This is a genomic window from Streptomyces sp. NPDC093260, assembly GCF_040683715.1.
GTDB classification, from domain to species: Bacteria; Actinomycetota; Actinomycetes; order Streptomycetales; family Streptomycetaceae; genus Streptomyces; species Streptomyces sennicomposti.
In genome coordinates, this window is sequence record NZ_JBFBEK010000012.1 from 99,857 (window position 1) to 126,422 (window position 26,566).

At 72.2% G+C, this 26,566-nt stretch carries 21 protein-coding genes and 2 pseudogenes; 15 read left to right on the top strand and 8 right to left on the bottom strand.

The window, feature by feature from the left end:
* Positions 1 to 2: 2 nt before the first annotated feature.
* The 3 genes from AB0N63_RS17490 to AB0N63_RS17500 form a co-directional block, all read right to left on the bottom strand.
* Positions 3 to 1,223, bottom strand: a complete 1,221-nt coding sequence (locus AB0N63_RS17490; protein ID WP_365529863.1) for a metallophosphoesterase — start codon at positions 1,221 to 1,223, stop codon at positions 3 to 5.
* Positions 1,224 to 1,400: 177 nt separating this feature from the next.
* Positions 1,401 to 3,617 (bottom strand): FUSC family protein, encoded by a 2,217-nt coding sequence (locus AB0N63_RS17495; RefSeq protein WP_365529969.1) that lies wholly within the window; start codon positions 3,615 to 3,617, stop codon positions 1,401 to 1,403.
* A 327-nt stretch (positions 3,618 to 3,944) separates the two neighbouring features.
* Positions 3,945 to 5,054, bottom strand: coding sequence for a hypothetical protein (locus AB0N63_RS17500; protein ID WP_365529864.1), 1,110 nt, complete (start codon positions 5,052 to 5,054; stop codon positions 3,945 to 3,947).
* A gap of 338 nt (positions 5,055 to 5,392) precedes the next feature.
* Here AB0N63_RS17500 and uvrA point away from each other — a divergent pair, with 338 nt between their 5' ends.
* The 3 genes from uvrA (at position 5,393) to AB0N63_RS17515 (ending at position 10,829) form a co-directional block, all read left to right on the top strand.
* Complete coding sequence (gene uvrA, locus AB0N63_RS17505) at positions 5,393 to 7,861, top strand: excinuclease ABC subunit UvrA (protein ID WP_365529865.1); 2,469 nt, start codon at positions 5,393 to 5,395, stop codon at positions 7,859 to 7,861.
* A 175-nt stretch (positions 7,862 to 8,036) separates the two neighbouring features.
* The gene (locus AB0N63_RS17510) at positions 8,037 to 8,699 is read left to right on the top strand and encodes an SDR family oxidoreductase (RefSeq protein WP_365529866.1); all 663 of its coding nucleotides are present in this window, start codon (positions 8,037 to 8,039) and stop codon (positions 8,697 to 8,699) included.
* 348 nt (positions 8,700 to 9,047) lie between these two features.
* Positions 9,048 to 10,829 carry a helix-turn-helix domain-containing protein gene (locus tag AB0N63_RS17515; RefSeq protein ID WP_365529867.1) on the top strand — a complete coding sequence of 594 codons (1,782 nt, stop codon included), beginning with the start codon at positions 9,048 to 9,050 and terminating at the stop codon, positions 10,827 to 10,829.
* Between the two features lie 49 nt (positions 10,830 to 10,878).
* Here the strand turns inward: AB0N63_RS17515 and AB0N63_RS17520 are convergent.
* Positions 10,879 to 10,980 (bottom strand): annotated as a pseudogene (locus AB0N63_RS17520) (IS5/IS1182 family transposase); the annotation flags it as partial.
* Positions 10,981 to 11,153: 173 nt separating this feature from the next.
* Here AB0N63_RS17520 and AB0N63_RS17525 point away from each other — a divergent pair.
* Together AB0N63_RS17525 and AB0N63_RS17530 are read left to right on the top strand one after the other, a co-directional pair.
* On the top strand, positions 11,154 to 11,474 hold the full coding sequence (locus AB0N63_RS17525) for a DUF2795 domain-containing protein (RefSeq protein ID WP_365529868.1): 321 nt from the start codon (positions 11,154 to 11,156) through the stop codon (positions 11,472 to 11,474).
* 282 nt (positions 11,475 to 11,756) lie between these two features.
* Positions 11,757 to 12,137 carry a DUF2267 domain-containing protein gene (locus AB0N63_RS17530; protein WP_365529869.1) on the top strand — a complete coding sequence of 127 codons (381 nt, stop codon included), beginning with the start codon at positions 11,757 to 11,759 and terminating at the stop codon, positions 12,135 to 12,137.
* Between the two features lie 75 nt (positions 12,138 to 12,212).
* On the opposite strand, the gene AB0N63_RS17535 is transcribed toward AB0N63_RS17530, so the two are convergent.
* The gene (locus AB0N63_RS17535; RefSeq protein ID WP_365529870.1) at positions 12,213 to 13,112 is read right to left on the bottom strand and encodes a LysR family transcriptional regulator; all 900 of its coding nucleotides are present in this window, start codon (positions 13,110 to 13,112) and stop codon (positions 12,213 to 12,215) included.
* A gap of 266 nt (positions 13,113 to 13,378) precedes the next feature.
* On the opposite strand from AB0N63_RS17535, the gene AB0N63_RS17540 reads away from it, so the two are divergent.
* The 3 genes from AB0N63_RS17540 (at position 13,379) to AB0N63_RS17550 (ending at position 16,127) form a co-directional block, all read left to right on the top strand.
* Positions 13,379 to 14,566 carry an MFS transporter gene (locus AB0N63_RS17540; protein WP_365529871.1) on the top strand — a complete coding sequence of 396 codons (1,188 nt, stop codon included), beginning with the start codon at positions 13,379 to 13,381 and terminating at the stop codon, positions 14,564 to 14,566.
* A 93-nt stretch (positions 14,567 to 14,659) separates the two neighbouring features.
* Positions 14,660 to 15,505 carry an aldo/keto reductase gene (locus AB0N63_RS17545; RefSeq protein WP_365529872.1) on the top strand — a complete coding sequence of 282 codons (846 nt, stop codon included), beginning with the start codon at positions 14,660 to 14,662 and terminating at the stop codon, positions 15,503 to 15,505.
* Between the two features lie 13 nt (positions 15,506 to 15,518).
* Positions 15,519 to 16,127, top strand: coding sequence for an NAD(P)H-dependent oxidoreductase (locus AB0N63_RS17550; protein ID WP_365529873.1), 609 nt, complete (start codon positions 15,519 to 15,521; stop codon positions 16,125 to 16,127).
* Positions 16,128 to 16,422: 295 nt separating this feature from the next.
* Here AB0N63_RS17550 and AB0N63_RS17555 read toward each other — a convergent pair whose 3' ends face one another.
* The 3 genes and pseudogenes from AB0N63_RS17555 to AB0N63_RS17565 all read right to left on the bottom strand — a co-directional run bounded on the left by AB0N63_RS17555 (position 16,423) and on the right by AB0N63_RS17565 (position 18,239).
* On the bottom strand, positions 16,423 to 17,457 hold the full coding sequence (locus AB0N63_RS17555; RefSeq protein WP_365529874.1) for an LLM class oxidoreductase: 1,035 nt from the start codon (positions 17,455 to 17,457) through the stop codon (positions 16,423 to 16,425).
* A 17-nt stretch (positions 17,458 to 17,474) separates the two neighbouring features.
* Positions 17,475 to 17,723: pseudogene (locus tag AB0N63_RS17560) on the bottom strand (hypothetical protein); the annotation flags it as partial.
* A 126-nt stretch (positions 17,724 to 17,849) separates the two neighbouring features.
* Positions 17,850 to 18,239 (bottom strand): DUF2267 domain-containing protein, encoded by a 390-nt coding sequence (locus AB0N63_RS17565; protein ID WP_365529875.1) that lies wholly within the window; start codon positions 18,237 to 18,239, stop codon positions 17,850 to 17,852.
* 674 nt (positions 18,240 to 18,913) lie between these two features.
* Here AB0N63_RS17565 and AB0N63_RS17570 point away from each other — a divergent pair.
* From AB0N63_RS17570 to trxA, 7 genes are all read left to right on the top strand, one after another.
* The gene (locus tag AB0N63_RS17570) at positions 18,914 to 19,363 is read left to right on the top strand and encodes a DUF1931 family protein (RefSeq protein WP_365529876.1); all 450 of its coding nucleotides are present in this window, start codon (positions 18,914 to 18,916) and stop codon (positions 19,361 to 19,363) included.
* A gap of 315 nt (positions 19,364 to 19,678) precedes the next feature.
* Positions 19,679 to 21,583 carry a molecular chaperone DnaK gene (gene dnaK / locus AB0N63_RS17575; protein ID WP_365529877.1) on the top strand — a complete coding sequence of 635 codons (1,905 nt, stop codon included), beginning with the start codon at positions 19,679 to 19,681 and terminating at the stop codon, positions 21,581 to 21,583.
* Positions 21,584 to 21,588: 5 nt separating this feature from the next.
* Entirely contained in the window at positions 21,589 to 22,173 is a 585-nt protein-coding gene (locus AB0N63_RS17580; RefSeq protein WP_365529878.1) for a nucleotide exchange factor GrpE, read from the top strand.
* Between the two features lie 6 nt (positions 22,174 to 22,179).
* Positions 22,180 to 23,118, top strand: a complete 939-nt coding sequence (locus AB0N63_RS17585) for a J domain-containing protein (protein WP_365529879.1) — start codon at positions 22,180 to 22,182, stop codon at positions 23,116 to 23,118.
* Positions 23,115 to 23,489: a chaperone modulator CbpM gene (locus AB0N63_RS17590; RefSeq protein ID WP_365529880.1), complete on the top strand. Its 375-nt coding sequence runs from the start codon at positions 23,115 to 23,117 to the stop codon at positions 23,487 to 23,489. The genes AB0N63_RS17585 and AB0N63_RS17590 overlap by 4 nt, the downstream gene beginning before the upstream one ends.
* Positions 23,480 to 26,119 carry an ATP-dependent chaperone ClpB gene (gene clpB / locus AB0N63_RS17595; protein WP_365529881.1) on the top strand — a complete coding sequence of 880 codons (2,640 nt, stop codon included), beginning with the start codon at positions 23,480 to 23,482 and terminating at the stop codon, positions 26,117 to 26,119. The genes AB0N63_RS17590 and clpB overlap by 10 nt, the downstream gene beginning before the upstream one ends.
* Complete coding sequence (trxA, locus tag AB0N63_RS17600; protein WP_365529882.1) at positions 26,116 to 26,562, top strand: thioredoxin; 447 nt, start codon at positions 26,116 to 26,118, stop codon at positions 26,560 to 26,562. The genes clpB and trxA overlap by 4 nt, the downstream gene beginning before the upstream one ends.
* Positions 26,563 to 26,566: the final 4 nt, after the last annotated feature.

Genomic DNA, 26,566 nt, shown 5'->3' on the forward strand with positions numbered 1-26,566 from the left:
GGCTACGGCGCGGTGGGCGTCTGCCGGGAGCGGAGGACGAGCAGGGTGATCTCGCTGGGGGCGAAGACGCGGAACGGCGGGCCCCAGAAGCCGGTGCCACGGCTGGTGTAGAGCAGGGTGCGGGCGCCGTGCCGGCTCAGGCCGGCTAGGGCGGGCTGGTCGATGCGGACCAGGTGGTGGAACGGCCAGATCTGGCCGCCGTGGGTGTGACCGGAGAGCTGGAGGTCGACGCCGCCGGCCGCCGCCCGCTCGACGAACTTGGGCTGGTGCGCCAGGAGCAGCACGGGCAGGTCGGGGTCGGCGCCGTGCAGGGCTCCGGCGAGGTGGGCGCGGTGGCCCGCCACGCCGGAGGACTCGGCGGTGACGTCGTCCACGCCGGCGACCACGAGGGTGTCGCCCCCGCGTTCGAGCAGCAGATGCCGGTTGCGCAGCGGCTCCCAGCCGAGCTCCTCCATCAGGTCGACCCAGCCCTGGGCCTCGCCGTAGTACTCGTGGTTGCCGGTGACGTAGACCCGCGCCCGGGTGGCCCGCACGGTGCCGAGGGGGACGGCCTGTGCGCGACGGCGTTCGGCCGTGCCGTCGGCGATGTCGCCGGTGTGACAGACCAGGTCGGCCTCCAGGGTGTTCACCGTCTCGCACACCCGCTCCGACCAGCGGGCGCGGTCGAGGGGGCCGTAGTGGGTGTCGGTGACGAGGACGACCCGCAGGCCGTCCAACCCGGGGCCCAGCCGCGGGAGATGCACGTCGACCCGGCGCACACGCGGCACCCGGCGGGCCTCGGCGTACCCCCAGGCGAGCAGGGCGGCGGACACGCCGAGTACGGCCCAGGTGACGATCCGGGCCCGGTCCTGGCCCTCGCCGACGCCGGCCAGGGTCAGCACGAGCCGCAGGACGACGCCGAGCAGCACGGACCAGGTGAACAGGACCCAGCTCGCGCCCAGCAGGGTGTCGCCGATGATCGCCGCCCGGTCCTGCTGGCGCCGGCCGTGACCGCGCGCCATCGCGAGCGGCATGCCGACGAGACCGAGCGCGAACAGGGCGGTGCCGGCCAGGCCGACGGGCAGCGGCCAGTGCTGGCCGGCGTGCAGCAGCACCCAGCAGGGCACGGCCCACAACAGGAGGGGGGCGATCAGCGGGATGTACCGCATCACGCGGCGCAACAGGCTCCGCCGCGGCGCCTGCGTCTCCCCTTCGGCGGGCCGGGTGTCACTGGTGTCGGTCACGCTTCCCCTCCCTGACCGGCTGACGTCCCGCGCACTGTATCCGCTGGGAAAGGTGTTCTTCACGCGGGGGCGAGCGCATGCCGGTGGGGAGCCGGCACGTCGACAGCTCCATCCCCCGCAGGGAGCCGGTGGACGAGGGCGACACCGGCGTACGTGGCGCTCGACGCCGCCGGGGGACTATGTCCCGTTCCAGGAGGCGCGGCGCTCTCCGTCGCCGTCCCCGCTCCGGTGCGCGGGTCCGGATCCGTCACCTTCCGAGGCCACGGTCGCCCGCACCCGCTGCTCCTCGCGGGCAGGGCCGACGTCCCGTTCCAGTGGGGTGCGGCTCACGGCTGTCGCGAGGTCTTCCAAGGCCCGTTTCTGCAGTTCCGCTTCGCGCCGCACGACCGGGCTCCCCCTGCCGTCGGCGGCGTCCTGCCACGCGTGGAGCGCCTTCTCCACGCGTTCCCAGTCCGGATTCCTGTGCTCGCGCACGGCGACTGCGGCCTTCGCGGTCTCCGTCTCCAGGGCGTCGGCGAACCGTTCCGCCTCGGGGACGTGACGGCTGCCGGTCCGCGGGACGTGGCTCTCCATGAGCATCGCCGCGCGGCCGAACCCCTTGAGCGCCTCCTGCGCCTCCTGCGCCTCGCGCGACGTCAGACCCCTGGGGCGGACCGGTTCCCGCCTCGCGCGGTCGTATGCCTCCTGCCAGGCTGCACGTGCCTCCCTGCTCTCCAGCAGTGCCCGGCGCATGTCGGCGTGATGCTCCCGGGTCGGTTCGGCGTAGTCGCGGAGCACCGCGGCCGCGTAGCGGCCGTTGGCGGCGAGCCAGTCCGCGAGCCGGCCCGGCAGCCGGGGTGTCTCCCAAGCGGGGAACACCACGTACCCCAGCATCGCCAGAACCCCGCCGAGCAGGGTGAGCACCACCCGCTCCGGGACCGTCTGCTCCCATGCCTGGCCGCCCATGCCGAGCAGGAAGACGACGTAAGCGGCGGTGAAGGACTGGGAGTAGGCGTAACCGGTACGGTTCAGCGTGTACGACAGGCCCGCCGAGACCACCGCCAGCGCGCCGGACACATGGGCGTCCGGGCCCAGGGCCCGCACCACGCCGGTGGCGAGCGCGACCCCCGCCAGGGTCCCGGCGAGACGGGCCACCGCACGCGCGTACGTCCGGTGGAAGTCCGGCCGCATCACCATCACCGAGGCGATGGGCGCCCAGTAGCCGTGCCCCAGGGGCAGCCGGGCGGCGATCAGATAGCCGAGCGTGGCCACCGCCGCCAGGCGGACGGCGTGCCGGAACACGGGCGAGTCAGGGCGGAGCTCGCGGCGGACCGCCCGGACGACGACGGGAACCAGCCGCAGCATTGTCGGGCGCATCAGGAACTCGGCGCCGGCCGGGCCGCGCGGTGTCGGCGTCCTCCCGGGCGCGCAGCCGCTTCCGGCGATCTCCAACGCCTCGCCGAGCAGTTCCACGAGCCGCTCGGCGGCCTGCCGCGCGGAGCCCTCCAGCACCTCGTGCTCCTCGTCGACGCACAGCGCGTCCATGCTCTCGGGCCGCACCGCGGCGGGAGTGCCGCGCCGGATCGAACGGGCGGCCGCGTCCAGGACGTCGGCGGCGGCGTCGAGCAACTCCCGCGCGCGGTCCCGCCCGGGTCCCTCCGCCGGGGCGCCCACGGCCGGGTCGGCGAGCGCCGCGACCACCGGGCGAATGCGTTCGGCGAGCCCCCGGGGGCCGTGCAGGGCGGGGGGCCGGGTGCGGGCCTGCGACGGCGTCACGGCGGCCGCGTCCCGGGCCGTCATCAACGGCTCCGGGTCGAACGGGGCGGTCGGATCGTGCCGCAGCCGGCGGGCGTAGTCCGCCACGGCGGCAAGCGCGTCGGCGAGCGCGTCACGATGCGCCCCCCAGCGCCGGATCGGGAACAGCAGGATCAGCAGGGCCTGCGTCACGCCCCCGAGTGCGATGACCCCGGCGTGCTCCAGGGCCCGCCCGGTGCTCGTGGGCAAGGTGATGGTCACCAGCATGCTGCCCACGGTCGTGGCCGCGATGATCCCGGCGGTCGATCCGACGGCCCACGCCATCCCCGCCACGAAGGCCCACACGGCCAGCAGCGGCAGGAACGTCACGAGTCGCCCCGCCGCCAGGTAACCCACGAACGTGCTGAGCGCCAGGCCCGCGCCCGCCCCGAGGGCCACCACCTTGCGCGGACGCCAGCTGCGCTGGAAGGTGGCCCCGCCCGCGGAGTAGGCGCCGAGGGCGGCGGACGCCGCATACGCGGGGGAGACCAGCCACAGCGTCGGCCCGATGACGATCGCCACCCCAGCGGCCGTCCGCAGCGCGAGCAGGGGCTCCAGCCGCGTCTCCTCGATCCTGAGCCCGGATCGCACGACCTCCCCGAAGGCCCGCAGCCACGTCACGGGTGTCCGCCTGGCCGGGAAGCCCTGCCGGGTCGCGTCGGCCTGGTCGAGGTGCGGCAGCCGTCGGGCAAGGGAGCCTCCCACACGGCCTGCTGACCGGCCGGGCGGCCGCGGCCGCCGACGAGGTGCTGCCACAGCGGGCACCGCTCGGCGTCCGCCAGTCCGTCCTCCGGGCCGCAGCGGCCGAACCACAGATGTCGGTGGCGGTGATCTCTACGACGTCCGGGTCCCCGTCGGCCCCCGGGGCGAAACAGCCACGCACGGACCGATCAGCGTAATCCCCGGACCCGGACCACCACCGAACCGACGGCACGTCTCCGACCGAGGTCACCCGTCAGACAGGCCCTGGTCACCGCGGTCGTCCCGCAGCACGCTGCGGCGCTCCTGTTCACGCTTGGAGTAGGCGGCTGCCCGGATCGCCTCATCGCTCTCCAGGCCCGATCCCAGCGCGCCGCCCACCGTGGCGACCGAAGCGACGAACCAGGACAGGATCCAGTACTGCGTGGCGTGCAGCGGGGACCGTGTCATGGAGGCGAAGAGGCGGTCATTGAGGATGAACAGGGCCCACACCAGGTTGATGACCACCAAACCCGCGTAGCAGACGATCACCCCGATACCCACGGTCACGACCGTCGAGGCGTTGTAGAGGGTCGCCTTCTTCCTCGCCTCCCGCGAGACCTCGTCCGTCCGATGCCACAGGCTCGCGTCCACGATCAGCCAGCCGATCATGAGCGCGACGGACCCGACCGTGGCGATCGCCAGACGTGGCGTGCTCAGCGAGGTGGCGAGGGTCCAGATGGTGGAGTTCACGGTGGCGACCGCTCCCGTGGCGAGTGCGGCCGCCAGGGCTTTCGACAAGCCGGGCACCAGGCGCCACGGCCGGTTGGCGCGGACCATGCCGCCGAGCACCCTCAGGTAACCGCGCGGCCCACAGACGATGTACCGCAGGTCGGCGATCTCCTCCGCACCGACCTGGCCCGGACGGACGGGCGCGAGACGACCGGTGAAGGGTCCCCGCAGCGGCTGACTTCCCCAAGGCTCCTCGGCCGCACTGGCCCGCGGGCCCGCCAACCTGAGCACGGCTTCTTCCACGGCCTGCCGGGCCCTGGTCTGCAGCCGGAAGCCCCCCAGCGCGGGAAGGGACAGCAGTGCCAGGCCGTGTTCGTGACTCAGATCCACCGCGAGCTTGCGCCCGCGCGAGTGCAGCGGAAGATCGGTGAGGGCCACGACGATGTCCCAGTTGCCCGCACTTCGGCGGTCCATGATCCGCCGCGTCAACGTGGACAGGTCCTCGGTCCCCGCGGTGAAGGGCTCGCTGACCACCTCGACGTCGAACCGGCGCCCCCGGCCCGAGCTGTCGGCGAGCCGATCAGGAAGCATCCGGACCATGCGCTGCGCGATCTCCGTCGGCGCATCGGGATCCGCCAGAAGAGCCACGACCGTAACGTCCCGAGACGACACCCGCATGACTCCTTACCGTCGGCTGCCCCCGCGATCGAACGGGGCCACAGGATCTCCCCCGAGGCAACGCCGACGCCGCGTGACACGCTGGCGCCTGCCGGCAGGTGCGGGCCGTTCGGTCGGATCTCCTCGTGCTGCCCCGTGCGGGGCCTGCCCCACCAGCCGGCCACCCGGTCGCGTGCGCCACCACGAGCGCCCGCTCGGCGCCTCCGGTCGGCACATCCACGGGTGAAGGACTCTCGGATGTTCCCCGGGAGCGGGGCCCGGCGACGGCCTGTCGCGCGGTTCCCGGCGCGATCAGGTAATCAGGAACGGTGAACGAGGACGCGACCGACCCCTTCGTGCATGTCCGGGGCGCCGGTGAGAACAACCTGCGGAACATCGACGTCGACGTGCCGCGGGACGCGATGGTCGCCTTCACCGGCGTCTCCGGTTCGGGCAAGTCCTCGCTCGCGTTCGGCACGCTCTACGCGGAGGCCCAGCGGCGCTACTTCGAGTCCGTGGCACCGTACGCCCGAAGGCTGTTGCAACAGGTCGGCGCACCGCACGTGCAGGAGATCACCGGACTGCCACCGGCCGTGGCCCTGCAGCAGCGACGCGGGGCGCCCAGCTCGCGCTCGACGGTCGGCACCCTCACCACGCTGTCCAATCTGCTGCGCATGCTGTACTCCCGTGCCGGTACCTACCCACCCCGGGCCGCACGGCTGGAAGCCGAGTCGTTCTCACCCAACACCGCGGCCGGCGCCTGCCCGGAGTGCCACGGACTGGGCGTCGTGCACGACGTCGCCGAGGACCTGCTCGTCCCCGATCCCTCGCTGAGCATCCGCGAGGGGGCGATCGCCGCCTGGCCGGGCGCCTGGCAGGGCGCCAACCTGCGCAGTGTCGTGAGCAACCTGGGGATCGACATCGACCGGCCGTGGCGCCGGCTCAGGAAGAAGGACCGGGACTGGCTGCTGTACACGGACGAGCAGCCCTCCGTGTACATCGAGCCGGAGGAGGGCCGCGTCGACTACGGCTACCAGGGCAGGTTCTGGAGCGCCCGCAAGCACGTCATGCACGTCCTCGCCGACTCCAAGAGCGAGAAGATGCGCGAACGGGCGCTCCGGTTCGTCAGGAGTGTGCCCTGCCCCGCGTGTGACGGCAGCGGACTGCGGCCCGAGGCGCTCGCCGTGACCTTCGCCGGGCGTTCCATCGCAGAGATCAACGCGATGCCGCTCAGCGAGGTCGTGGCGCTGCTGCGGCCCGTAGCGGGGCGCTCCGAGGCCGACGCCACCACGTCGACCGCCCGATCCGGGGAGACGACCGAGGTCGCGGTGCGGATCTGCGGCGATCTGGTCGCGCGCATCGACGTACTCCTCGACCTGGGCCTCGGGTATCTCAGCCTCGGGCGCCGCTCGACCACCCTGTCGCCCGGCGAGGCACAGCGCCTGCGGATCGCCACCCAGCTGCGCTCGGGGCTGTTCGGCGTCGTCTACGTCCTCGACGAGCCCTCCGCAGGCCTGCATCCGGCTGACGCGGAACCGCTGCTGGACGTGCTGGACCGCCTCAAGGCGGCGGGCAACTCGCTGTTCGTCGTGGAGCACGACATGGAGGTGGTCCGGCGGGCGGACTGGGTGGTCGACATCGGTCCCGGCGCGGGCGAGGGCGGCGGACGCGTGCTGTACAGCGGCCCCGTCGACGGTCTTGAGCGGATCGGGGAGTCGGCCACGAGCCAGTACCTGTTCGGGCGCGCCCGACCGATCGATCACCGCCCCCGTGCCCCGCACGGCTGGCTGCACCTGCGCGGCGTCTCCCGCCACAACCTGCACGACGTCTCCGTCGACATACCGCTGTGCGTACTGACGGCGGTGACGGGCGTGTCCGGTTCCGGAAAGTCGACGCTGGTGACGCAGGTGCTCGCGGAGGTCGTCCGCGGCCACCTCGGACTCGTGCCCGAGGAACCCGACGAGGCGCAGCTGGAGGTCGACGTCCAGGACGCGTCGGGGGTCGAGTCGTTCGACCGGCTGGTCCGGGTCGACCAACGGCCCATCGGCCGCACGCCCCGGTCCAACCTGGCCACGTACACCGGGATGTTCGACGCGGTGCGCAAGCTGTACGCGGCGACGGACGAGGCCAGGGCGCGCGGCTACTCGGCCGGGCGGTTCTCCTTCAACGTGCCCGAGGGGCGGTGCGAGACCTGCCAGGGCGAAGGATTCGTCGCGGTGGAACTGCTGTTCCTGCCCGGCACCTACGCGCCGTGCCCGACCTGCGAAGGCGCCCGGTACAACGCCGAAACGCTGGAAGTCACCTACCGCGGCAAGAACATCGCGGAAGTACTGGCGCTGTCCGTCGACGCCGCCGCCGAGTTCCTGTCCGCCGTCCCGGCCGCCTCCCGCAGTCTGGAGACGCTGCGCGAGGTGGGACTGGGGTACCTGCGGCTGGGCCAGCCCGCGACGGAACTCAGCGGCGGTGAGGCGCAGCGCATCAAACTGGCCACCGAACTGCAGCGAGCCCGCCGCGGGCACGCGCTCTACCTGCTCGACGAGCCGACGGCGGGGCTGCACCCCGCGGACATCGCCCTGCTGCTGCGACAGCTGCACCGGCTCGTCGACGCCGGCAACACGGTCGTCCTCGTCGAGCACGACCTGGACACGATCGCCACCGCCGACTGGGTCATCGACCTCGGTCCCGGCGGCGGCGACGCGGGCGGGCGGGTGATCGCGGCGGGCCCGCCGGCCAAGGTGGCGAGGGCCCGGCGCAGCGCCACCGCGCCCTATCTCGCGGCCCGGCTCGCGCGCTCCTGACGACGGAACCGCGATCGCGGATTCCCGAGCACCTGCGGCGCGACCCGGTGGCCGGGTGGCCCCGCGCGCCGGCGCGGTGCGCGAGTACGCCGACTGCGCGGCAATCGCGGGATCCGGCCTGCCGCGGCGGTCCCGCAGCCCGGCGTGAGCGGCCGTCTGTGGCAAGAATGACCCCATGCACATCGTGATCGCGGGTGGACACGGAAAGATCGCGCGCCGGCTGACCCGGCTGCTCTCGGCGCGCGGCGACAACGTCACAGGGCTGATCCGCAACCCGGACCACGCCGGCGACCTGCGCGCGGACGGTGCGGAACCGGTGGTGTGCGATCTGGAGCACGCCTCGGTGGACGAGGTGGCCGGCCACCTCGACGGCGCCGACGCGACACTGTTCGCCGCGGGCGCCGGACCGGGCAGCGGCGCGGCCCGCAAGCAGACGGTGGACCGGAACGCGGCCATCCTCCTCGCCGACGCGGCCGAGCGCGCCGGGCTGCGCCGCTTCCTGGTGATCTCCGCGATGGGCGTGGACAGCCCGCCGCCGCCCGGCACCGACCCGGTGTTCGCCGCCTACCTGAAGGCCAAGGGCGAGGCGGACGCCGACATCGCCTCCCGTCCGGAACTGGACTGGACGATTCTGCGCCCGGGGATGCTGACCGACGACCCCGGTAGCGGCCGCGTCGAGCTCGCCACGCACACCGGCGAAGGCCAGGTGCCGCGCGACGACGTGGCTGCGGTGCTCGCCGCCCTGCTCCACGAGCCCGGGACCGCCGGGCGCATCCTCGAACTGGTCAGCGGGTCCACCCCGGTCGAGGAGGCGGTGCGCGCCGTGGCCGGCGGCTGACGCCGCAGCCCGCCCTCGCCCGGGTGCGGGAGATGACTCATACCCGGGCGCTTCCGAAGGAAAGGGCCAGGGGGGGGCGACCGGTCCGAAGGCGCGGGGCTGACCATGCGGCAGGCGCCAGGTGGCCCACGCCGGGTTGCTACCGGTGCACTTGGAGAGTCCCGGGCACTTCCCGGGGTGACGAGCCGGTTGGCCTCCGTCTCTGCGTCCGGCGAGCCGGTGACGCACCGGCCGGGTCGCTCCGCGAGTACGAGAGAAAGGATCCCCACATCTCCGGTGAGCCGGGCGTGAGCGGGTACGCGATATGCCGCTCGGTTCTCTGGAGGCTTCGAGGGAGGGAGTGGTCCTATGGCCGACAGTCGGGCGCACAGCCTGCACCACGGCTACTCCCAGCGGAAGGACGGCCTTCCGCTGGGCGGCGCCGGGCGGCACTCCAAGGCCGCGCGCGGTGGGGCCCGCCCGCCCGCTCGCACCCCCGCCGACCACGCCCTCCACGAACTGGTCGCGCTCTCCCGCGCCCTGTTCGGCAGTACGGACGAAGTCGAGATCCTGCGCCTGGCCATGGACCACGTGGCCGCCGCGGGGCCGTACAGCGCCGAGGCCGGATACCTCAATGTGGGCGGCGCCCTGGTCCCCAGTCCGAGGGACGGGCGAACGCCCGCTCCGGCCGTGAGCCGGAGGGTGGGGGAGCTGGCCGGGCAGGACGGCGACGTGACCGTACCCGGCAGGCCCTGGGGGCGGGCCCTGGGCCTGCGGGGAACCGAGGGACTCCACGGCTACCTCGTGGTGACGTCCCGCTCCCGGCCCACCAAGGCCGAGAGGTCTCTGCTCGCCACGCTCGTACGGCACACCAGCGCCGCACTGTCAGTCGCTTTCGCCCATCGCCGCCGACGTGAGGACACGCTGGAGCTGCACCGACTGAGGGAGGAACGCACAGCCCTCCAGCAGCAGCTGATCTCCGTGGTGGCTGAGCTGGGTTTCGAGCGAGCCTTCCACTCGTTCACGGCCCGCGTCACTGCCTCGGGGGGCGGCGAGGAAGCTGTCACCCGCGCACTGCACGGGCTCACCGGACTTCCCGCGCTGGTCGAGGACCGCTTCGGTCGGCTGAGGTCCTGGACCGGCCCCAGCCGCCCCGTCCCCTATCCCGAACCGGACCCCGTGCGCCAGGACGAGATGCTGCACGCCGTCGCCCGTCAGGCCGGGCCGGTGCGGATCAAGGACCGGCTGATCACCCTGATCCGCCCGCACGGCGAGATCCTGGGCGTGCTGGCCCTGGTCGACACCTGGGACGAGGCCGACGAGCACACCGTGCTCGCGCTGGAACACGCCGCCGCGTCACTCGCCCCCGAGCTGACGCACCTGCGCGATCTGGCCGAAGTGGAGCTGAGGCTGCACCGCGAGCTGGTGGACGACCTCCTGGCAGGGACGGACGAGGCGAGCGCCTACGCCCGGTCCGAGGCAGTCGGATACGACCTGCACCGCAGCCACTACGTCGTCGTGGTGCAGTGGTCGAACCGGGCCGCCGACGATTCCTTCGCACAGACCGTGGGGCGGGCGGCTTCCGCCGTGGGCATGCGCTCGCTGCTGACCCGGCGCTCCGACCACGTCGTCCTGGTCGCCGACGACAGGCCGCACGCCCGCGCGCTGTACGAGGCGCTCGTCCGGGAGACCGGGACGCGGTCCGGGACGATCGGGGTGAGCGCCCTTTCCGACTCTCTGACCGACATCCCCCGCCACTACCAGGAGGCGCAACGCGCCCTGGACGTACGCCGCCACTCCCGCGAGCACTACGGCACGACGTTCTTCGACGAGCTCGGCCTCTACCGCATTCTGGGGCCCGGCAACGGTTACCGGGAACTCGAGACCTTCGTACAGGAGTGGCTCGGGCAGCTCATCGACTACGACTCCCGGCACCAGGCGACCATGGTGGAGACGCTGTCCCGGTACTTCGACTGCGGCGGCAACTACGACGAGACCGCGGAGTCCCTCGCCATCCACCGCAGCACGCTGCGCTATCGGCTGCAGCGCATCCGCGACATCAGCGGCAGCGACCTCTCGAACGTCGAGGACCGGCTGAACCTCCAGGTGGCGACCCGAGTGTGGAAGATCGTGCTGGGCGGGCGCGGCTGACACCCGGAGGCGCCTGTGGGCCGCCCCGCTGATGCCGGGACGCCCCGCTGATGCCGGGACGGCCGGCGGCGAGCTGGTCCGGCGGCCGGGCGCCGGCTGCGCAGTCCTGGATACCGGCCGCGGTGACCAGCACCGCCAGGAGGAGGCCGACAGGTCGGTCCGCACGCGTCGCTTGCGGCCATGATCACCTCCTGCGGGGCAGGGTCCTCCCGGCCCGGGCCGGCGAACCGGTGGAAATCCGGTGGGTGTAAGAGGTGAGTGAGCGGTCCCCGCCGGTTACCCGGGTGGCCCAGGAATCCGGATTCCGATGAGGGAGAAGGAGCCATGACCCACAGTACGAGCGCCCGGGACGTGGTGGAGGCCATCAAGGATGTCGACTTCCCCGCCGGCAAGGACCGGCTGATCGAAGCGGCGAGCCGGTCGGGCGCCGCGCCGGGTGTCGTCAAGGCACTGCGCGGCATCCCGCCCGAGCAGTACGCCAACCGCGAGGAGGTGGCCCGGTCGGTCCGCGTGGACCCCGACTCCGACCTCGGGCTGAGCCCGGCTCAGCGGGCCGAGCAGGCCCGGGAGGGCGGCAGGCCGGGACAGTCGCAGCATCTGCGCGAGGTGCCGAAACCGCCAGTCGAGGAGGAGCTGGACAGCTGACGGCCGGGCCGCTCGGCACCGGCAGCGCCCGCAGCGGGCGTGCCGCCTCACAGCCCGGTCGGCGCCGGCGTCGAGCGGCCCGGCCGGAGCGGGCTCTTCGACCTCCTGGGGCGGCCTGCCGGCGAGCCACGTGCGGCACCGGTGGTGGCAGCACGGCCCGTGGGCACGCTGTCGGTGGAGGTGGTCACCGCCGTCCGCGGGCGGGCGCGGGCCAAGTCGGCGTGGCACGCTCGCAGGGGTCCGCGCCGTCCGTCGCAACAGAGCAGGGAACGAGGACGACCCATGGATGAGCAGGAATTCGTCCGTACCGTCGCCGAACGCACCGGACTTGGCCGGGAGGAGGCGGCGGACCTGACGTGGGCAACGCTCGAGACGCTGGCCCACCGGCTGAGCCCGGGGGAGGCCAGGGACCTGGTCACCGAGCTCCCCGAGGGCCTCGCGGAGGCGGTGCGCCGGGGAACCACGGATCGCATCGAGCGCTTCGGCCACCAGGACAGCGTGCGACGCGTGGCCGAGCGCACCATGCTCAGGGAGGAGGAAGCCGACCGGGGTGTGCGAACCGTACTGGCCGTGCTCCGCGAGGCGATCAGCGAGAAGGAGTTCACCGACCTGATGTCGCAGCTCGGCAAGGACTTCTCCCAGGTCATGAAATCCGCCGGGTGACACCTGCGGACCGCCGGTCCCTCGCGGCCGTGATGGCGCGAGGCGCACAGGGGGCCCGGGCCCCGGCCCGGGCCGTCACAGGGCGATGACGTGGAGGTCGACCAGATCGAGCAGCGCTCGCAGTGCCGCGCTGGGCCGCCGGGTCGACGACGTGCCGAGATGCATGCTCCAGCGGAGCGTCGTGTCGTGGACGTCCAGGACGTCCACGACGTGCAGGCCGGGGGTCCGGGCGACGGCGAACGCGGGCAGGAAGGCGATGCCCAGACCGTGCCGGACCAGTGCCGCCCCCATGTCGATGTCGGGCACTTCCAGTGCCACCCGGCGTACGACGCCCGCCGCCGCGAACGCCCGGTCGACCACCTCACGGTTGCCGTAGCCCGGCGGGAAGTCCACGAAGGGCTCGCCCGCGAGGTCCGCGAGCGCCACCTTTCCCCGCCGCGCGAGCGGATGGGCGGCGTCCACCACCAGGACGAGCGGCACGGTGGCCAGTTCCCGTGCGTCGATCCCGGCGGGCTTGCGTTCGGGCAGCGACAGGAAGGCCACGTCAAGGTCCCCGCTGAGCAGCGCGTGTGCCAGTCCCGCCGAGCCGGCCGTCGCCAGCCGCAGCCGGACGTCGATCGCCGGATGCCGCGCGTGCAGCTGTCCGAGGAGCGCGGGCAGGTCCACCACCTCGACCGAGGCCATCGCGCCCACGTTCACCGTGCCACGCAGCGTGTCCTGCGCGGCACGCACGGCGTCCTGGGCGGCCTGGGCGGCGTTCAAGGCAGCCCGGGCCTCCGGCAGCAGCGCGGCGCCCGCCCCGGTGAGCCGGACCTGCTGCGACGTGCGCTCGAACAGCGCGCAGCCGAGTTCGCGCTCCAGGGAGCGGATCGCGGCGGACACCCCCGACTGCACCACGTGCAGCCGACGGGCGGCACGCGTGAAACTCAGCTCCTCGGCGACCGCGATGAAGTGCTCCAGCTGACGTAGCTCCACCCGAGAAGTATCACTCACATTGCTGGAGCTCAGCAAAAACATTCGTTGGCGTTGATGCTGGCTGGTGAGGAGGATGGAAAGCGTCATCCACTTTCGCCTGAGGAGGGGTACCCCTGCCTGCCGTACCGACGCCGCTGAGCCGTCCCACGACCGATGCCCCCGGCGACCCGACCCACCGGAACCCAGCACCCGCACCCGCCTACTGGCCGCCCCGTGCCCCCGTCCGGCGCCGTGCCTCGCACGCGACCGGCTTCTGGTTCGTGGCGGTGGCCTTCACCGTGCTGATGGCCTTCGGCACCGCGCCGACCCCGCTGTGGCCGCTGTACGAGGCCCGGGACCACTTCGGCGCGACCACGGTCACGGTGGCGTACGCCTCGATGGTCGTGGGCGCGGCGGTCGCCTTCCTGGGACTGGGACACCTGTCGGACCGGCTCGGCCGGCGGCGCATCATCGTCCCGGCGCTGCTGGTCGGCATCGGCGCGTCGCTCGTACTGATCATGTGGCGGGATCTGCCGGGGCTGATAGCGGGCAGGATCCTGAACGGTGCCGGACTGGGGCTGATGGCCTCGACCGCGACGACGTACCTGCACGACCTCCACCACGAGGCGCGTCCGGAACGGACGGGGTCGGTGCTGCCCGGCATCGTGGCGACCGCCGCCAACCTCGGCGGTCTGGCCTCAGGACCCCTGGTCGCCGGAGCCGTCGCGGAGTGGCTTCCCCAGCCCCTGATCACCGCCCAGGCGATCTTCACCCTCGCCATGGCCGTGTGCCTGGCGCTGGTGCTGTCCACCCCGGAGACCGTGGACCTGGAGCTGCCGGCGGCCGAACCGCCCAGCAGGTTCGTCCTGCGGCCCGGCGGCGGGCGGACGTTCGGCGCGGCCGGCGCGCTGGGCGCCTTCGCCTTCGCGATCCTCGGCCTGATCTCCTCCCTCGGGGCGAGCGTGCTCCACGGCACCCTGCACACCGACTCGCACCTCGTCGTCGGCCTGGCGGCCTTCCTCATGTTCGGTTCCGCGGCGGCCGCCCAACTGGTGCTGGGCCGCCTCCCCCTGCCCCGGGTCCTGACCGTGGGGGCCGTGGTCTTCCCGGTCGGCCTGGTCCTGTGCGCCGTCTCCCTCTACCACCCGGCGCTCTGGCTCTACCTGGTCGCCGTGTCCCTGTCGGGAGCCGGCTCCGGGCTGCTGTTCAAGGGAGGCGTCGAACGCGCCGTCTCGGTGGCCGAGCCCGCCTCACGCGCCGGGGTCCTCGCCGTGTTCTTCGTCGTCGCGTACCTGGGAATGGGCCTTCCCTCCGTCCTGTTCAGCATCGCCCTGAGGCATTTCGCCGTGCAGACCGCGATGATCGGCTTCGCGGCGGTCCTCTCCTGCGGCGCCGTCCTGTCGGTCGCCGTCGCCCTGCGTGATCGCGCCCCCGGCCCCGGCGAGCTCCTGGCGCGGTCCGTGCGCCCCTCCTGACCGTTCTGCGGCGCATCCGGCACCGGTTGTCTGGGAGGCGCGGACCTGGGCACCCGGTGCGGGACGCGGATCGCGGCAGACGGGAGGCCCGAGATGTCTGCGGAATCGGCCGGAACGATCGCGCTCCCCTCCGGTGAGGAGATCGCGGCGCTCGGGCAGGGCACCTGGTACCTGGGCGAGGACCCGGCCCGGCGAGAACAGGAGATCGCCGCGCTGCGGCTGGGCGTGGACCTGGGCATGACCGTCGTCGACACGGCGGAGATGTACGGCGACGGCGCAGCCGAGGAACTCGTCGGCGAGGCTCTCCGGGGCCGCCGGGAGGAGGTCTTCCTCGTCAGCAAGGTGCTGCCGGGACACGCCGACCGGAAGGGCACCGTCGCCGCCTGCGAACGCAGCCTGCGGCGGCTGCGTACGGAACGGCTGGACCTGTACCTTCTGCACTGGCGGGGGCGGTGGCCACTGGAGGAGACCCTTGCGGGATTCACCGACCTGATGGCGGCGGGAAAGATCCGTTACTGGGGCGTGAGCAATCTGGACGTCGCCGACATGACCGAGCTGACCACTCTCCCCGGCGGCGACGCCGCGGCCGTCGACCAGGTGCTGTACAACCTCTCCCGGCGCGGCATCGAGTGGGACCTTCTCCCCTGGTGCCGCGAGGCCGGGGTGACGGTCATGGCCTACTCCCCGATCGAGCAGGGGCGGCTCCTGAAGGTCGACGCGCTGGATGCGGTGGCCCGGGACCTCGGAGCAACGCCGACCCAGGTGGCACTCGCCTGGGTGCTGGAACAGGGGGTGGCCGCGATCCCGCGTTCCGGATCACCCGACCACGTCCGGGAGAACCGCGGCGCGCTGGACCTCCACCTCCCCACCGAGGTGCTCGACGCCCTCGACGAGGCGTTCCCGCCACCCAGCGGGTCCACGCCCCTGGAGATGCTCTGAAGGAGTTGACAGGATGACGCGCCCGCTCGTCGTCGGAATGGGAGGTTCGCTGCGCACCCCGTCGACCAGCCTCACCGCACTGCGCGTGGCGGTCGAGGGGGCGGCCGCTGCGGGCGCCGGCACCCTGGTGATCGACCTCAAGCGGCTGGATCTCCCGTTCTACACGCCCGAGCACGGGATCCCCGCGTCCGCCCGCCGGCTCGCGGACACCGTTCAGGCCGCCGACGCCCTGCTGTGGAGCAGCCCGACCTACCACGGGTCGGTCAGCGGCGCGTTCAAGAACGCGGTGGACTGGCTCGCCCTCCTGGCCGACCATGACCCGCCCTACCTCAGCAACAAACCCGTGGGGATGCTGACGACCGCCGGTGGGGTGCAGGGTCTGCAGGCGATCAACGCGATGGAGTTCATCGTGCGGTCGCTGCGCGGTTGGGCCGTGCCGCTGGTGTTCGCGGTGCCGCGGTCCTCCCGGGTCTTCGACGGCGACGGCCGCCTCACCGACCAGGCGGTCGCGGACCAGTTGCGGGGCCTCGGCGCGGAGGTGACCAGGGCGGCCCTGCAGTTCCGGACGGAGGGCACGTGCGACTACGCCCAGGAGCGGCTGTCCGGGGCCGTCCGGGACTGAGCCCTGTCCTGTCACACGAGGGCGCCCTTCGTGCTTCCCAAGGACGCGGTCCGCCGCACGGGCCGCCCATGCCGGGGTCTTTCGTCTGGGTCAGGCCGGATCAGGGAGCGGGGTCTGGTGAGGGGTCGTCTCCCACGCCGTTCCGGCAGTGGAGGAGTGTCGCGAGGCGGAGGAGGGCGTCATGGCGGAGCCATGGCGACCGACGACGACGCGGCGTGGGGATCCCCCCTGCTCGAAGAGCTTGGGAGGACGGTGCCGGGGCCCGCGAGCCCGGCATGATCCGAACGAGAGACCCCTAGGCCGGTGCCGGCCGCGCGCCCCCCGAGCGCCCGGGCGGGAAGTGCGGCAGCACGTGTTCGGCCAGTTCGTCGATCACGTCGGCGACCGGACGGCGGCTGTGCTTGAAGTTGATCATCAGCTGGTCGATGCCGATGTCCTGCCAGGCCCGCATCATCGCCAGGAACGACACCCGGCCCACCGAGAAGCCCTGGTGGATGCGCCGGGGCAGGGCCAGCGGGTCCTCGGTCAGATCCAGATAGGTGGCCTGGGCGTAGGGCTTGAACCCACCGCCGTCGCCTGCGGTCAGCTCCCGCCACCGCTGGATGTTCTCGGTCTGCTGCTGGATCGGCGGGGTGTAGTACAGCCAGCCGTCCGTGTTGTCGGCGATCCACCGGACGTCCTGTCGGCCGCGTCCCGTCATCAGTACGGGGATCCGCCGGTACACCGGCTTGGGCAGCAGATCGGTGCCGCTCATCCGGCCGAGCGGCGACTCCACGTGCGGGAAACGGTGCTCGAGGACGACACGGAAGTACTCCAGCGACTGCCGGAACCTCTCGGCCCGGCCGGCCAGGTCCTGACCGAGGGCCGGGAACTCCACGGGCCGGTCACCGGTGGCCACCCCGAGCAGGAGCCGTCCGCCGGACAGCTGGTCCACCGAGGCGGCCGCCTTCGCGGTGTGCAGGGGATGCCGCAGCGGCATGACGATGCTGGCGGTCCCCAGCGTGATCGAGGTGGTGCGGGCACTGAGCTGCCCCAGGTACACCCACGGGTCGAAGACCTGCCCGGCGTCCCCGAAGCTCGGGTCCAGCAGCGGCACGTCGCGGACCCACACCGACGCGAAGCCGGCCCGCTCGGCCTGCTGGATCCGCTCGATGTGCCCGGCCAGGGACGGCACGGGCCCGTCGAATCCCTCCAGGGGCGTGATGGCGCCCACGGTCATCCTGCCGCCGGGATACGCCCTGGCCATCGCCGCGTGCTCGGAGAACGGGCGCTGCGCCCCGCCTTCGACGTCCACGGGTGCGCCGGCTGAAGGAGCTGTCGATTGCGTCATGCGATCCTCCGGCGGTTTCATGCCGAGTCCGAGTCCGAGTCCGAGTCCGCGTCGGACGGGTGCTGAGGTTGCTCGACCGGAGGCCCCCGCGCATCCCCTCGCCCCCGTACCGACACGAGTTGCCTCTGTGCGCCGAATGGCGGGACGCGGAGACGAACGTTGCTGTGAGGGACCCTGGGAAAGCACGGTGAGGCGGTGCGCCGGTGGCCGTCCCCCCGGATCTGCCAGTCGGAGACGACCCGCGCGTCACGGAAGAACAGCCCCTGCGGTACCTCGGCTCCATGTCGTCCGAGGCGCCCGGGACGCGGAACGTCCGCCCTTCACGGAGTGCGAAGGCGGCCGCCGTCAGTACGGCCGCTTCCGTCTCCTCGATGACAGCCCGGCGCCGTCGGTCATGGCTCCTTCTGGCCCGGGGCGCCGACGAGAGCCTCGAAGTCCCGGGGCAACTGGGACATCACGTGGCGGAACTCGCCATCACTGACCGCGACCTTCAGGGTGCTCAGCTCTGCCCGTACGCCCTCGCGGGCCTCGTCCGGGCTCACCCCTGCTCGCCTGCTCACCCGATCGATGAACTCGTCGAGTCCGAAGGGCTCGGCCTCCGGAGTGGGGGAGACCAGCGGTTCCTTCAGCGGCTTGGGCAGTTCGGACGCGAGGTCCTCCGCCTCACCCCTGGTGAGCCGCTCGGCCAGGGTTTCCAGGGTGGCACGGGTGAGGGGCTCCGCCTTCTCCGGGGGGACAGGGGCGCGCCGGGTGATGGTGTCGAGGAAGGTGTCGTAGTCCATGAGCCGTTCCCTTTCCGAAGCTTCGCAACGGCCTGGCGTGGGACCTGGGACAGCCACTGAAGGGTGCGCCGTGCGTGTGGGGGTGGTGGGCCGACGCACGTCATGGCGCAGGCCCCTCAGCAGAGGCCACTTCCATGTTCGGGATGGGGGGCACACCCCGCCTGCTCCCGGCGGGCGGAAAATCGGCGGACTCCGTGGACCTCCGAGCACAAGTGCGGACGGCCCCGCCACGGCGAGGGGGACACCGCCGCGGATCTGCCGGATGTGCGTGCAGGCGCCGTGCCCGTGGGGCGCGGTCGGCTTTCCCGCCGTCGCGTTCCGGCCGGCCGTTCGGCCCGTTCGGCGTCCAGAGCGTTCGACGGTACGAGCTGTCGGGCGGTGTCCATCGGGCCACACCGCGAGGCCGATGGACCGTGGGGGCGCCCGGCGCGGCTCTCACCCGCGCGAGGCGCTGCGACGCCGGGCAGCTTCCTGCGGAGGGAGGGCCGTGCGGCCGGCCGGGGGGCCCGCGCATTTCATGCTGTTCCGCCAGGGTAGGAGGGGGTGTTCTTTTTCGGCCTGGGGTGCGGAGGCGCCCAGCAGGCGGCCTCTGCCAACCTCGACCGGTAACAGCCGATGGCGGCGCTGGCGGGTGCGAACGACGCCGTCCGGTTCCCGGTGAGGAGGCGAGAGGCATGACCGTGATGGCTGTGTCGAAGTTCGAGAGGTTCTTCCGCGCCGCCGCAGGCCTGGACGTGGACAAGAACGACCTGAAGCGGTACGGCGACTTCGTCGACGCCAAGCTCTACGACCTCCTGGTCGTCGGCCAGGCGTCGGCCAAGGCCAACGGCCGGGATGTCGTCGAACCGTGGGACCTACCGATCACCAAGGGCCTTCAGGAGAGCATCCACCGGTTCCGGCGGCTCGACGAGGAGGTCGAGCTGAAGCCGATCCTGGAACAGCTCGCCGCGCATCCTCCCCTCGACAGGACACCCACCGAGGAGACCGAAGAGCGCTACCCCGAGATCATCGGCGGGCTCAGCGTCGCCCTCGGCGAGACGTTCAAGATCATGTACCCGGATGTCAAGAACCCGCAGACCAGCCATTGGGACGGCGTGACCGCGGTGTTCGACCGGCTGCTGTAGCGATCGCGCCCTGGTGCACGTCACCCCGCCACCGATCCGAACCGACATGCCCCCGCAGACGTCGCCTCGGTCCGCTCGACGGAGCGCAGGCGGTACGGCGTCGCGGTAAACGAGGACGTCGCCGACGAGGGCGTCCGGCCGGTCGCCGGACAGGACAGCAGGGCCGGCGCGAACGCGGAGCCCGCCACCCCCAGGGGCGGCCGCCCGCGCAACGGTCCCGCCCCCAGCAGTTGTACGAGTTTCCGAGCCGGGCGGACAGGGCCCGGAGGATGAACGGTCGCCGACGGACGTCGACCGCCGCGGAAGGAGTTCCTCATGGCCAAGGCAGTGGGCATCGACCTGGGCACCACCAACTCGGTGATCGCCGTGTGGGAGGGCGGCGAGCCGTCCGTCGTGCCCAACAGCGAGGGCAACCGCACGACACCGTCCGTCGTGGCCTTCACCGACACCGGTGAGCGCCTGGTCGGCCAACTGGCCCGACGTCAGGCGATCCTCAATCCCAAGGGCACCATCTACTCCGCCAAGCGGTTCATCGGCCGGCGCTTCGACGAGGTCCCCGACGAGGCCCAGGCCGTCGCCTACGACGTCGTCCCGGGAGAGAACGGCGAGGCCCGCTTCAAGGTGCGTGACAAGCTGTACGCGCCCGAGGAGATCAGTGCCCTGGTGCTGCGCAAACTCGCCGAGGACGCCTCCAAGCAGCTGGGGGAACGGGTCACGGAGGCGGTCATCACGGTGCCCGCCTACTTCAACGACGCCCAGCGCACCGCGACCCGTGACGCCGGACGGATCGCGGGCCTGGAAGTGCTGCGGATCATCAACGAGCCGACGGCGGCCGCCCTCGCGTACGGCATGGACAAGAAGCAGCACGAGACCGTCCTCGTCTTCGACCTGGGCGGCGGCACCTTCGACGTGAGCATCCTCGATGTCGGCGACGGGGTGGTCGAGGTGCGGTCCACGGCGGGTGACGGCCATCTGGGCGGCGACGACTTCGACCGGCGTCTGGTGGACTACCTCGCGGACGACTTCCAGAAGGAGAACGGCATCGACCTGCGCAAGGACCCGCAGGCGCTGCAACGCCTGTTCGAGGCGGCGGAGAAGGCCAAGACCGAGCTCAGCTCCGTCACCCAGACCCAGGTGAGCCTGCCGTTCATCACCGCCGACGCCTCCGGGCCCAAGCACCTCACCGACTCGATCATGCGGTCCACGTTCGAGCAGATCACCGCCGACCTGGTGGAGCGCTGCCTCGGTCCGGTCCAGCAGGCCATGGCCGACGCCAAGGTCGGCGAGAACGACATCGACGAGGTCATCCTCGTCGGCGGTTCCACCCGCATCCCCGCCGTCCAGGCGCTGGTGCGCCGACTGACCGGCGGCAAGGAACCCAACATGAGCGTGAACCCCGACGAGGTCGTGGCCCTGGGCGCCGCGATCCAGGCCGGGGTGCTCAAGGGCGAGGTCAAGGACGTCCTGCTGCTCGACGTCACCCCCCTGTCGCTGGGCGTGGAGACGCGCGGCGGAGTGATGACGAAGATCATCGAGCGGAACACCACCATCCCGGTGCGCCGCAGCGAGACCTTCTCCACCGCCGAGGACAACCAGCCGGCCGTCGACATCGTCGTCCTCCAGGGCGAGCGCGAGCGGGCCGCCGACAACCGGGTCCTCGGCCGGTTCCAGCTCACCGACATCCGGCCGGCGCCGCGGGGCGAACCGCAGATCGAGGTCACCTTCGACATCGACGCCAACGGCATCCTCAACGTCAGCGCGCGCGACAAGGACACCGGCAAGGAACAGGGCATCACCATCAGCGAGAGTTCCAACCTGGACCGGAGCGAGGTCGAACGCATGGTCCAGGAGGCCGAGAGCAACCGGGGACAGGACCAGGCACTCCGCGAGGCCGTCGACGCCCGCAACGAACTCGACGCGATCGCCTACCAGGTCGAAAAGCGTCTGGACGAACTGGCCGACGCCGCGCCCGCGCACGAGAAGGCCCGCGCCGAGATGCTGCTGACCGAGGCCCGCGACGCGGTCAAGAACGAGGCCGGAGTGGACAGGACCAGGCCGCTGATCTCCGAACTCCAGCAGGTCTACGCCGGACTCGCCGCCCACCAGGCCCAAGGCGCGGCGTCGAGTGGTCCGTCGGACACCGCCGGGCCGGACGGCTCCGGGCAGGGCGGATCCGGCAGTGACGAAGACGTGGTCGACGCCGAGTTCGACAAGGGCTGACCGCCATGCCGCCCCCTCCCCAGGACCGATCGTCCGACCCGCCGCCCGAAGGCGCCGCACGGCCGCCGCGGGGCCACCTGCCCGACCCCGCGCCACCGACCACGGAGCCCGAACCCGGCCCCGACGCGGCCACCGCTCCGACCGGGGTCGAGGACGAGTACGCGGCCGCCCTGAAAGAGGTCGAGGACCGCTGGCGGCGTGCCCTCGCCGACCTGGACAACCTGCGCAAGCGACACGCCAGGGAACTCGACCGGGAGCGCGCCCTCGAACGCGCCCGCACGGCCGCGGCCTTCCTTCCCGTCGTCGACAACCTCGAACTGGCCCTCAACCACGCGGGCTCCGACCCCGGGGCGATCGTCGAGGGAGTCCGCGCCGTGCGCGACCAGGCCGTGTCCGTCCTCGAACGCCTGGGGTACGAGCGGCACGCCGAGACCGGCGTCCCGTTCGACCCCTCGCGGCACGAGGTCGTCGGCGTGGTCCAGGACCCCGACGCCGAACCGAACACCGTGGCGCAGGTGCTGCGCCCCGGCTACGGCGAGGCCGAGCGGCAGCTGAGGCCGGCCGCCGTGACCGTCGCCAAGCGGGAGTGAGCGGCCATGGCACGCGACTTCTACGAGGTTCTCGGGGTCCCGCGGGACGCCGACAAGGACGAGATCCAGCGGGCGTATCGCAAGCTGGCCCGCAGGTACCACCCGGACGTCAACAAGGACCCCGCGGCTGAGGAGCGGTTCAAGGAGATCAACGAGGCCTTCAGCGTCCTGTCCGACCCCGACCAGCGGGCCCGTTACGACCGCTTCGGCGAGGACTTCCGGAAGGTCCCCGAGGACTGGGAGGAGCGGGTCGGCGCCGGCGCGGGACCCGGTGGCGGCTTCCGCTGGTCCACCGGGGGCGGCCCCCGGGTCCGGTACGGCACCAGCGGCTTCGGCGCGGAGGGCGTCGACGTCGAGGACCTGTTCGGCTCGCTTTTCGGGGGCGGCGGACGGATGCGCGTCCCCGGCGCCGACCAGGAGGCCGAACTGCCGCTCACCGTCGAGGAGGCCTACCGGGGAGGCCGTCGCACCGTCACGCTCGGCGGTCCCACGGGGCAGCCGCGGCGGTACGAGGTCGACGTGCCACCGGGTGTCACCGACGGGCAGCGTATCCGGCTGGCGGGCGAGGGCGGCCGCGGCAACGGTGACGCCCCCGCGGGGGACCTGTACCTGCGAGTGCGGATCCAGCCGCACCCCCGGTTCCGCCTCGACGGCCGGGACGTGTACGTGCAGCTTCCGGTCACCCCCTGGGAGGCCGCGCTGGGCGCCACGGTTCCGGTGCCCACGCCGAGCGGGGCGACGGCGAAGGTCAGCGTGCCCGCGGGCTCCTCCAGCGGCCGGCGGCTGCGGCTGCGCGGTGAGGGCATGCCGAACCCGCGCGGCACGAACGGCGATCTCTACGCCGAGCTCCGCATCATGGTGCCGCCCAGGCTCGGCGACCGGGAGCGCGCACTTTTCGAGGAGCTCGCCGCCGTCTCCTCGTTCGACCCCAGGAGGACACGATGAGTGACCCGCGCGCCGGGGCGCGCCAGGCGTCCCGGCTGACAGCTCCCACGTCGGCACGCGTCCGGTACGCGATCGTGCCGGTGCCCAGGCTCTCCCTGCAGACCGTGGCCCGCCGCTCCGGGGTCCATCCCGACCTCATCCGCCGGTTCGTCGCTCTGGGCCTGGTCGAGGCCGAGCGCGACGCCTCCGGACGGCTGGCGTTCGAACCCACGGCACCGGCCGCCCTCGCCCGCGTCCAGCGGCTGCGCACCGGACTCTGCCTCAACTACGCATCCATCGGCCTGGTGCTCGACCTGCTGGACCGCATCAGCATGCTCGAAGCCGCCCTGCGCCGCGCCGGTACGAGGAGTGAAACACCCCCATGGACATGAACCGTCTCACGCAGAAGTCCCAGGAAGCACTCCAGGAGGCCCAGAGCGCGGCCGTCGGCATGGGGCAGACCGAGGTCGACGGGGAACACCTGCTGCTCGCCCTTCTCGACCAGGAGGACGGTCTGATCCCACGGTTGCTGCAACAGGCCGGCACCGAGCCGAAGGAGCTGCGCGCGGCCGTGCGCGAGGAACTCTCCCGCCGCCCCAAGGTCACCGGTCCCGGTGCGGCACCCGGCCAGGTCTTCGTCACCCAGCGCCTGTCCCGCCTGCTCGATGCCGCCGAGCGGGAGGCCAAACGCCTCAAGGACGAGTACGTGTCCGTGGAGCACCTCCTGCTCGCGCTGGCCGAGGAGGGCTCGGCGACCGCCGCCGGCCGCCTGCTCAAGGAGCACGGCGTGACCCGGGATTCGTTCCTGAGCGCGCTCACCCAGGTCCGCGGCAACCAGCGCGTCACCTCCGCCAACCCCGAAGTCGCGTACGAGGCTCTGGAGAAGTACGGCCGCGACCTCGTCCTCGAGGCCCGGTCCGGGCGACTGGACCCGGTCATCGGCCGTGACGCGGAGATCCGCCGCGTCACCCAGATCCTCAGCCGCAAGACCAAGAACAACCCCGTCCTCATCGGCGATCCCGGCGTCGGCAAGACCGCCATCGTCGAGGGCCTGGCCCAGCGCATCGTCCGCGGTGACGTCCCCGAGGGCCTGCGTGACAAGACGGTGTTCGCTCTCGACATGGGCTCCCTGGTCGCCGGCGCCAAGTACCGCGGCGAGTTCGAGGAACGGCTCAAGGCCGTCCTGTCCGAGGTGAAGGCCGCCCAGGGACGCATCCTGCTCTTCGTCGACGAACTCCACACCGTCGTCGGCGCGGGCGCCGCCGAAGGGGCCATGGACGCGGGCAACATGCTCAAGCCGATGCTCGCCCGCGGCGAACTCCACATGATCGGCGCGACCACCCTCGACGAGTACCGCAAGCACATCGAGAAGGACGCCGCCCTCGAACGCCGCTTCCAGCAGGTGCTGGTCGACGAGCCGAGCGTGGAGGACACCATCTCCATCCTGCGCGGACTGCGCGAACGCCTGGAGGTCTTCCACGGAGTGAAGATCCAGGACACCGCACTGGTCTCCGCGGCCACCCTCAGCCACCGCTACATCACCGACCGGTTCCTGCCCGACAAGGCCATCGACCTCGTCGACGAGGCGTGCGCCCGGCTGCGTACCGAGATCGACTCGATGCCCGCCGAACTCGACGAGATCACCCGCCGCGTCACCCGCCTGGAGATCGAGGAGGCGGCCCTGTCCAAGGAGACCGACGCCGCCAGCAGAACTCGCCTGGAGGAACTGCGCAGGGAACTGGCCGACCTGCGCGGCGAGGCCGACGCCAAACGCGCCCAGTGGGAGGCCGAACGGCAGGCCATCCGCCGCGTGCAGGAACTGCGCCAGGAGCTGGAGCAGGTCCGCCACGAGGCGGAGGAGGCCGAACGCGCCTACGACCTCAACCGCGCCGCCGAACTACGCTACGGCCGCCTCCAGGAGCTGGAGCGCCGGCTGAAGGCCGAGGAGGAGCAGCTGGCCACCAAACAGGGGCAGAACCGGCTGCTGCGCGAGGTCGTCACCGAGGAGGAGATCGCCGAGATCGTCGCCGCCTGGACCGGCATCCCCGTCGCCCGTCTCCAGGAGGGCGAACGCGAGAAGCTGCTGCGTCTCGACGAGATCCTGCGCGAGCGCGTCATCGGCCAGGACGAGGCCGTCAAACTCGTCGCCGACGCCATCATCCGCGCCCGCTCCGGCATCCGCGACCCGCGCCGCCCCATCGGCTCGTTCATCTTCCTCGGCCCCACCGGCGTCGGCAAGACCGAGCTGGCCAAGACCCTCGCGGCGGCCCTGTTCGACTCCGAGGAGAACATGGTCCGCCTCGACATGAGCGAGTACCAGGAGCGGCACACCGTCAGCCGGCTCATGGGCGCACCACCCGGATACGTCGGCTACGAGGAAGGCGGCCAGCTCACCGAGGCCGTACGCCGCAAGCCGTACTCCGTCGTGCTGTTCGACGAGATCGAGAAGGCGCACACCGACGTCTTCAACACCCTGCTGCAGATCCTCGACGACGGCCGCATCACCGATGCTCAGGGCCGCACCGTCGACTTCCGCAACACCGTGATCATCATGACGTCGAACATCGGCTCCGAGTACCTCCTCGACGGCGTCACCGCCGAGGGCGAGATCAAACCGGACGCCCGCGCCCTGGTGATGGGCGAGCTGCGCGGGCACTTCCGCCCGGAGTTCCTCAACCGCGTCGACGACATCGTGCTGTTCAAGCCGCTCGGCGAGCGGCAGATCGAGCGGATCGTGGATCTGCAGTTCGATGAGCTGCGCCGCCGACTCGCCGAACGCCGCATCACCATCGAACTCACCGAAGCCGCCCGGGAGCTGATCGCCCACCAGGGTTACGACCCGGTGTACGGGGCCAGGCCGCTGCGCCGCTACATCTCCCACGAGGTCGAGACGATGGTCGGGCGCGCCCTGCTGCGCGGTGACGTCCAGGACGGCGCGACGGTCCGCGTCGACGCCGAACACGGAGAGCTGGTGGTCACCTACGACCAGCCCGAAGACGTGAAGGGAGCGCGGGCGGCATGAGCACCGTGCAGGCCACCACCGTCACCTGTCCGCACTGCGGGCGCACCAACCGGGTGCCCGTGGCCGCGGAGGGCCGCCCCAAGTGCGGCCACTGCAAGCAGCCCCTACCGTGGATGGTGGAGGCGGGCGACGACGACTTCACCGAGGTCGTCGAGCGGGCCGACGTCCCCGTCGTGGTCGACCTCTGGGCCACCTGGTGCGGGCCCTGCCGCATGGTCAGCCCCGCACTGGAGAAGGTCGCCACCGACCTCGCCGGCCGCATCAAACTCGCCAAGGTCGACGTCGACAAGAACCCGCGACTGTCGCAGCGCTTCGAGGTCCAGGCCGTACCGACGCTGCTGATCCTCGACCGGGGCGAGACGGTCGCCCGGCAGGCGGGGGCGGCGCCCGCCCCCGCTCTGCGCCGGTGGGTGGAACAGTCGATCACCGCCCGGAAAGGGTGATCCG

Bases quoted from the DNA above. Each gene is read 5' to 3' on its own strand.
- AB0N63_RS17525 (WP_365529868.1), top strand. From the start codon at position 11,154: ATGACCCACAGTACGAGCGCCCGGGACGTGGTGGAGGCCATCAAGGAT.
- trxA (WP_365529882.1), top strand. From the start codon at position 26,116: ATGAGCACCGTGCAGGCCACCACCGTCACCTGTCCGCACTGCGGGCGC.
- AB0N63_RS17590 (WP_365529880.1), top strand. From the start codon at position 23,115: ATGAGTGACCCGCGCGCCGGGGCGCGCCAGGCGTCCCGGCTGACAGCT.
- AB0N63_RS17530 (WP_365529869.1), top strand. From the start codon at position 11,757: ATGGATGAGCAGGAATTCGTCCGTACCGTCGCCGAACGCACCGGACTT.
- AB0N63_RS17515 (WP_365529867.1), top strand. From the start codon at position 9,048: ATGGCCGACAGTCGGGCGCACAGCCTGCACCACGGCTACTCCCAGCGG.
- AB0N63_RS17545 (WP_365529872.1), top strand. From the start codon at position 14,660: ATGTCTGCGGAATCGGCCGGAACGATCGCGCTCCCCTCCGGTGAGGAG.
- AB0N63_RS17585 (WP_365529879.1), top strand. From the start codon at position 22,180: ATGGCACGCGACTTCTACGAGGTTCTCGGGGTCCCGCGGGACGCCGAC.
- AB0N63_RS17550 (WP_365529873.1), top strand. From the start codon at position 15,519: ATGACGCGCCCGCTCGTCGTCGGAATGGGAGGTTCGCTGCGCACCCCG.
- AB0N63_RS17565 (WP_365529875.1), bottom strand. From the start codon at position 18,239: ATGGACTACGACACCTTCCTCGACACCATCACCCGGCGCGCCCCTGTC.
- AB0N63_RS17580 (WP_365529878.1), top strand. From the start codon at position 21,589: ATGCCGCCCCCTCCCCAGGACCGATCGTCCGACCCGCCGCCCGAAGGC.
- clpB (WP_365529881.1), top strand. From the start codon at position 23,480: ATGGACATGAACCGTCTCACGCAGAAGTCCCAGGAAGCACTCCAGGAG.
- AB0N63_RS17510 (WP_365529866.1), top strand. From the start codon at position 8,037: ATGCACATCGTGATCGCGGGTGGACACGGAAAGATCGCGCGCCGGCTG.
- AB0N63_RS17570 (WP_365529876.1), top strand. From the start codon at position 18,914: ATGACCGTGATGGCTGTGTCGAAGTTCGAGAGGTTCTTCCGCGCCGCC.
- AB0N63_RS17555 (WP_365529874.1), bottom strand. From the start codon at position 17,457: ATGACGCAATCGACAGCTCCTTCAGCCGGCGCACCCGTGGACGTCGAA.
- dnaK (WP_365529877.1), top strand. From the start codon at position 19,679: ATGGCCAAGGCAGTGGGCATCGACCTGGGCACCACCAACTCGGTGATC.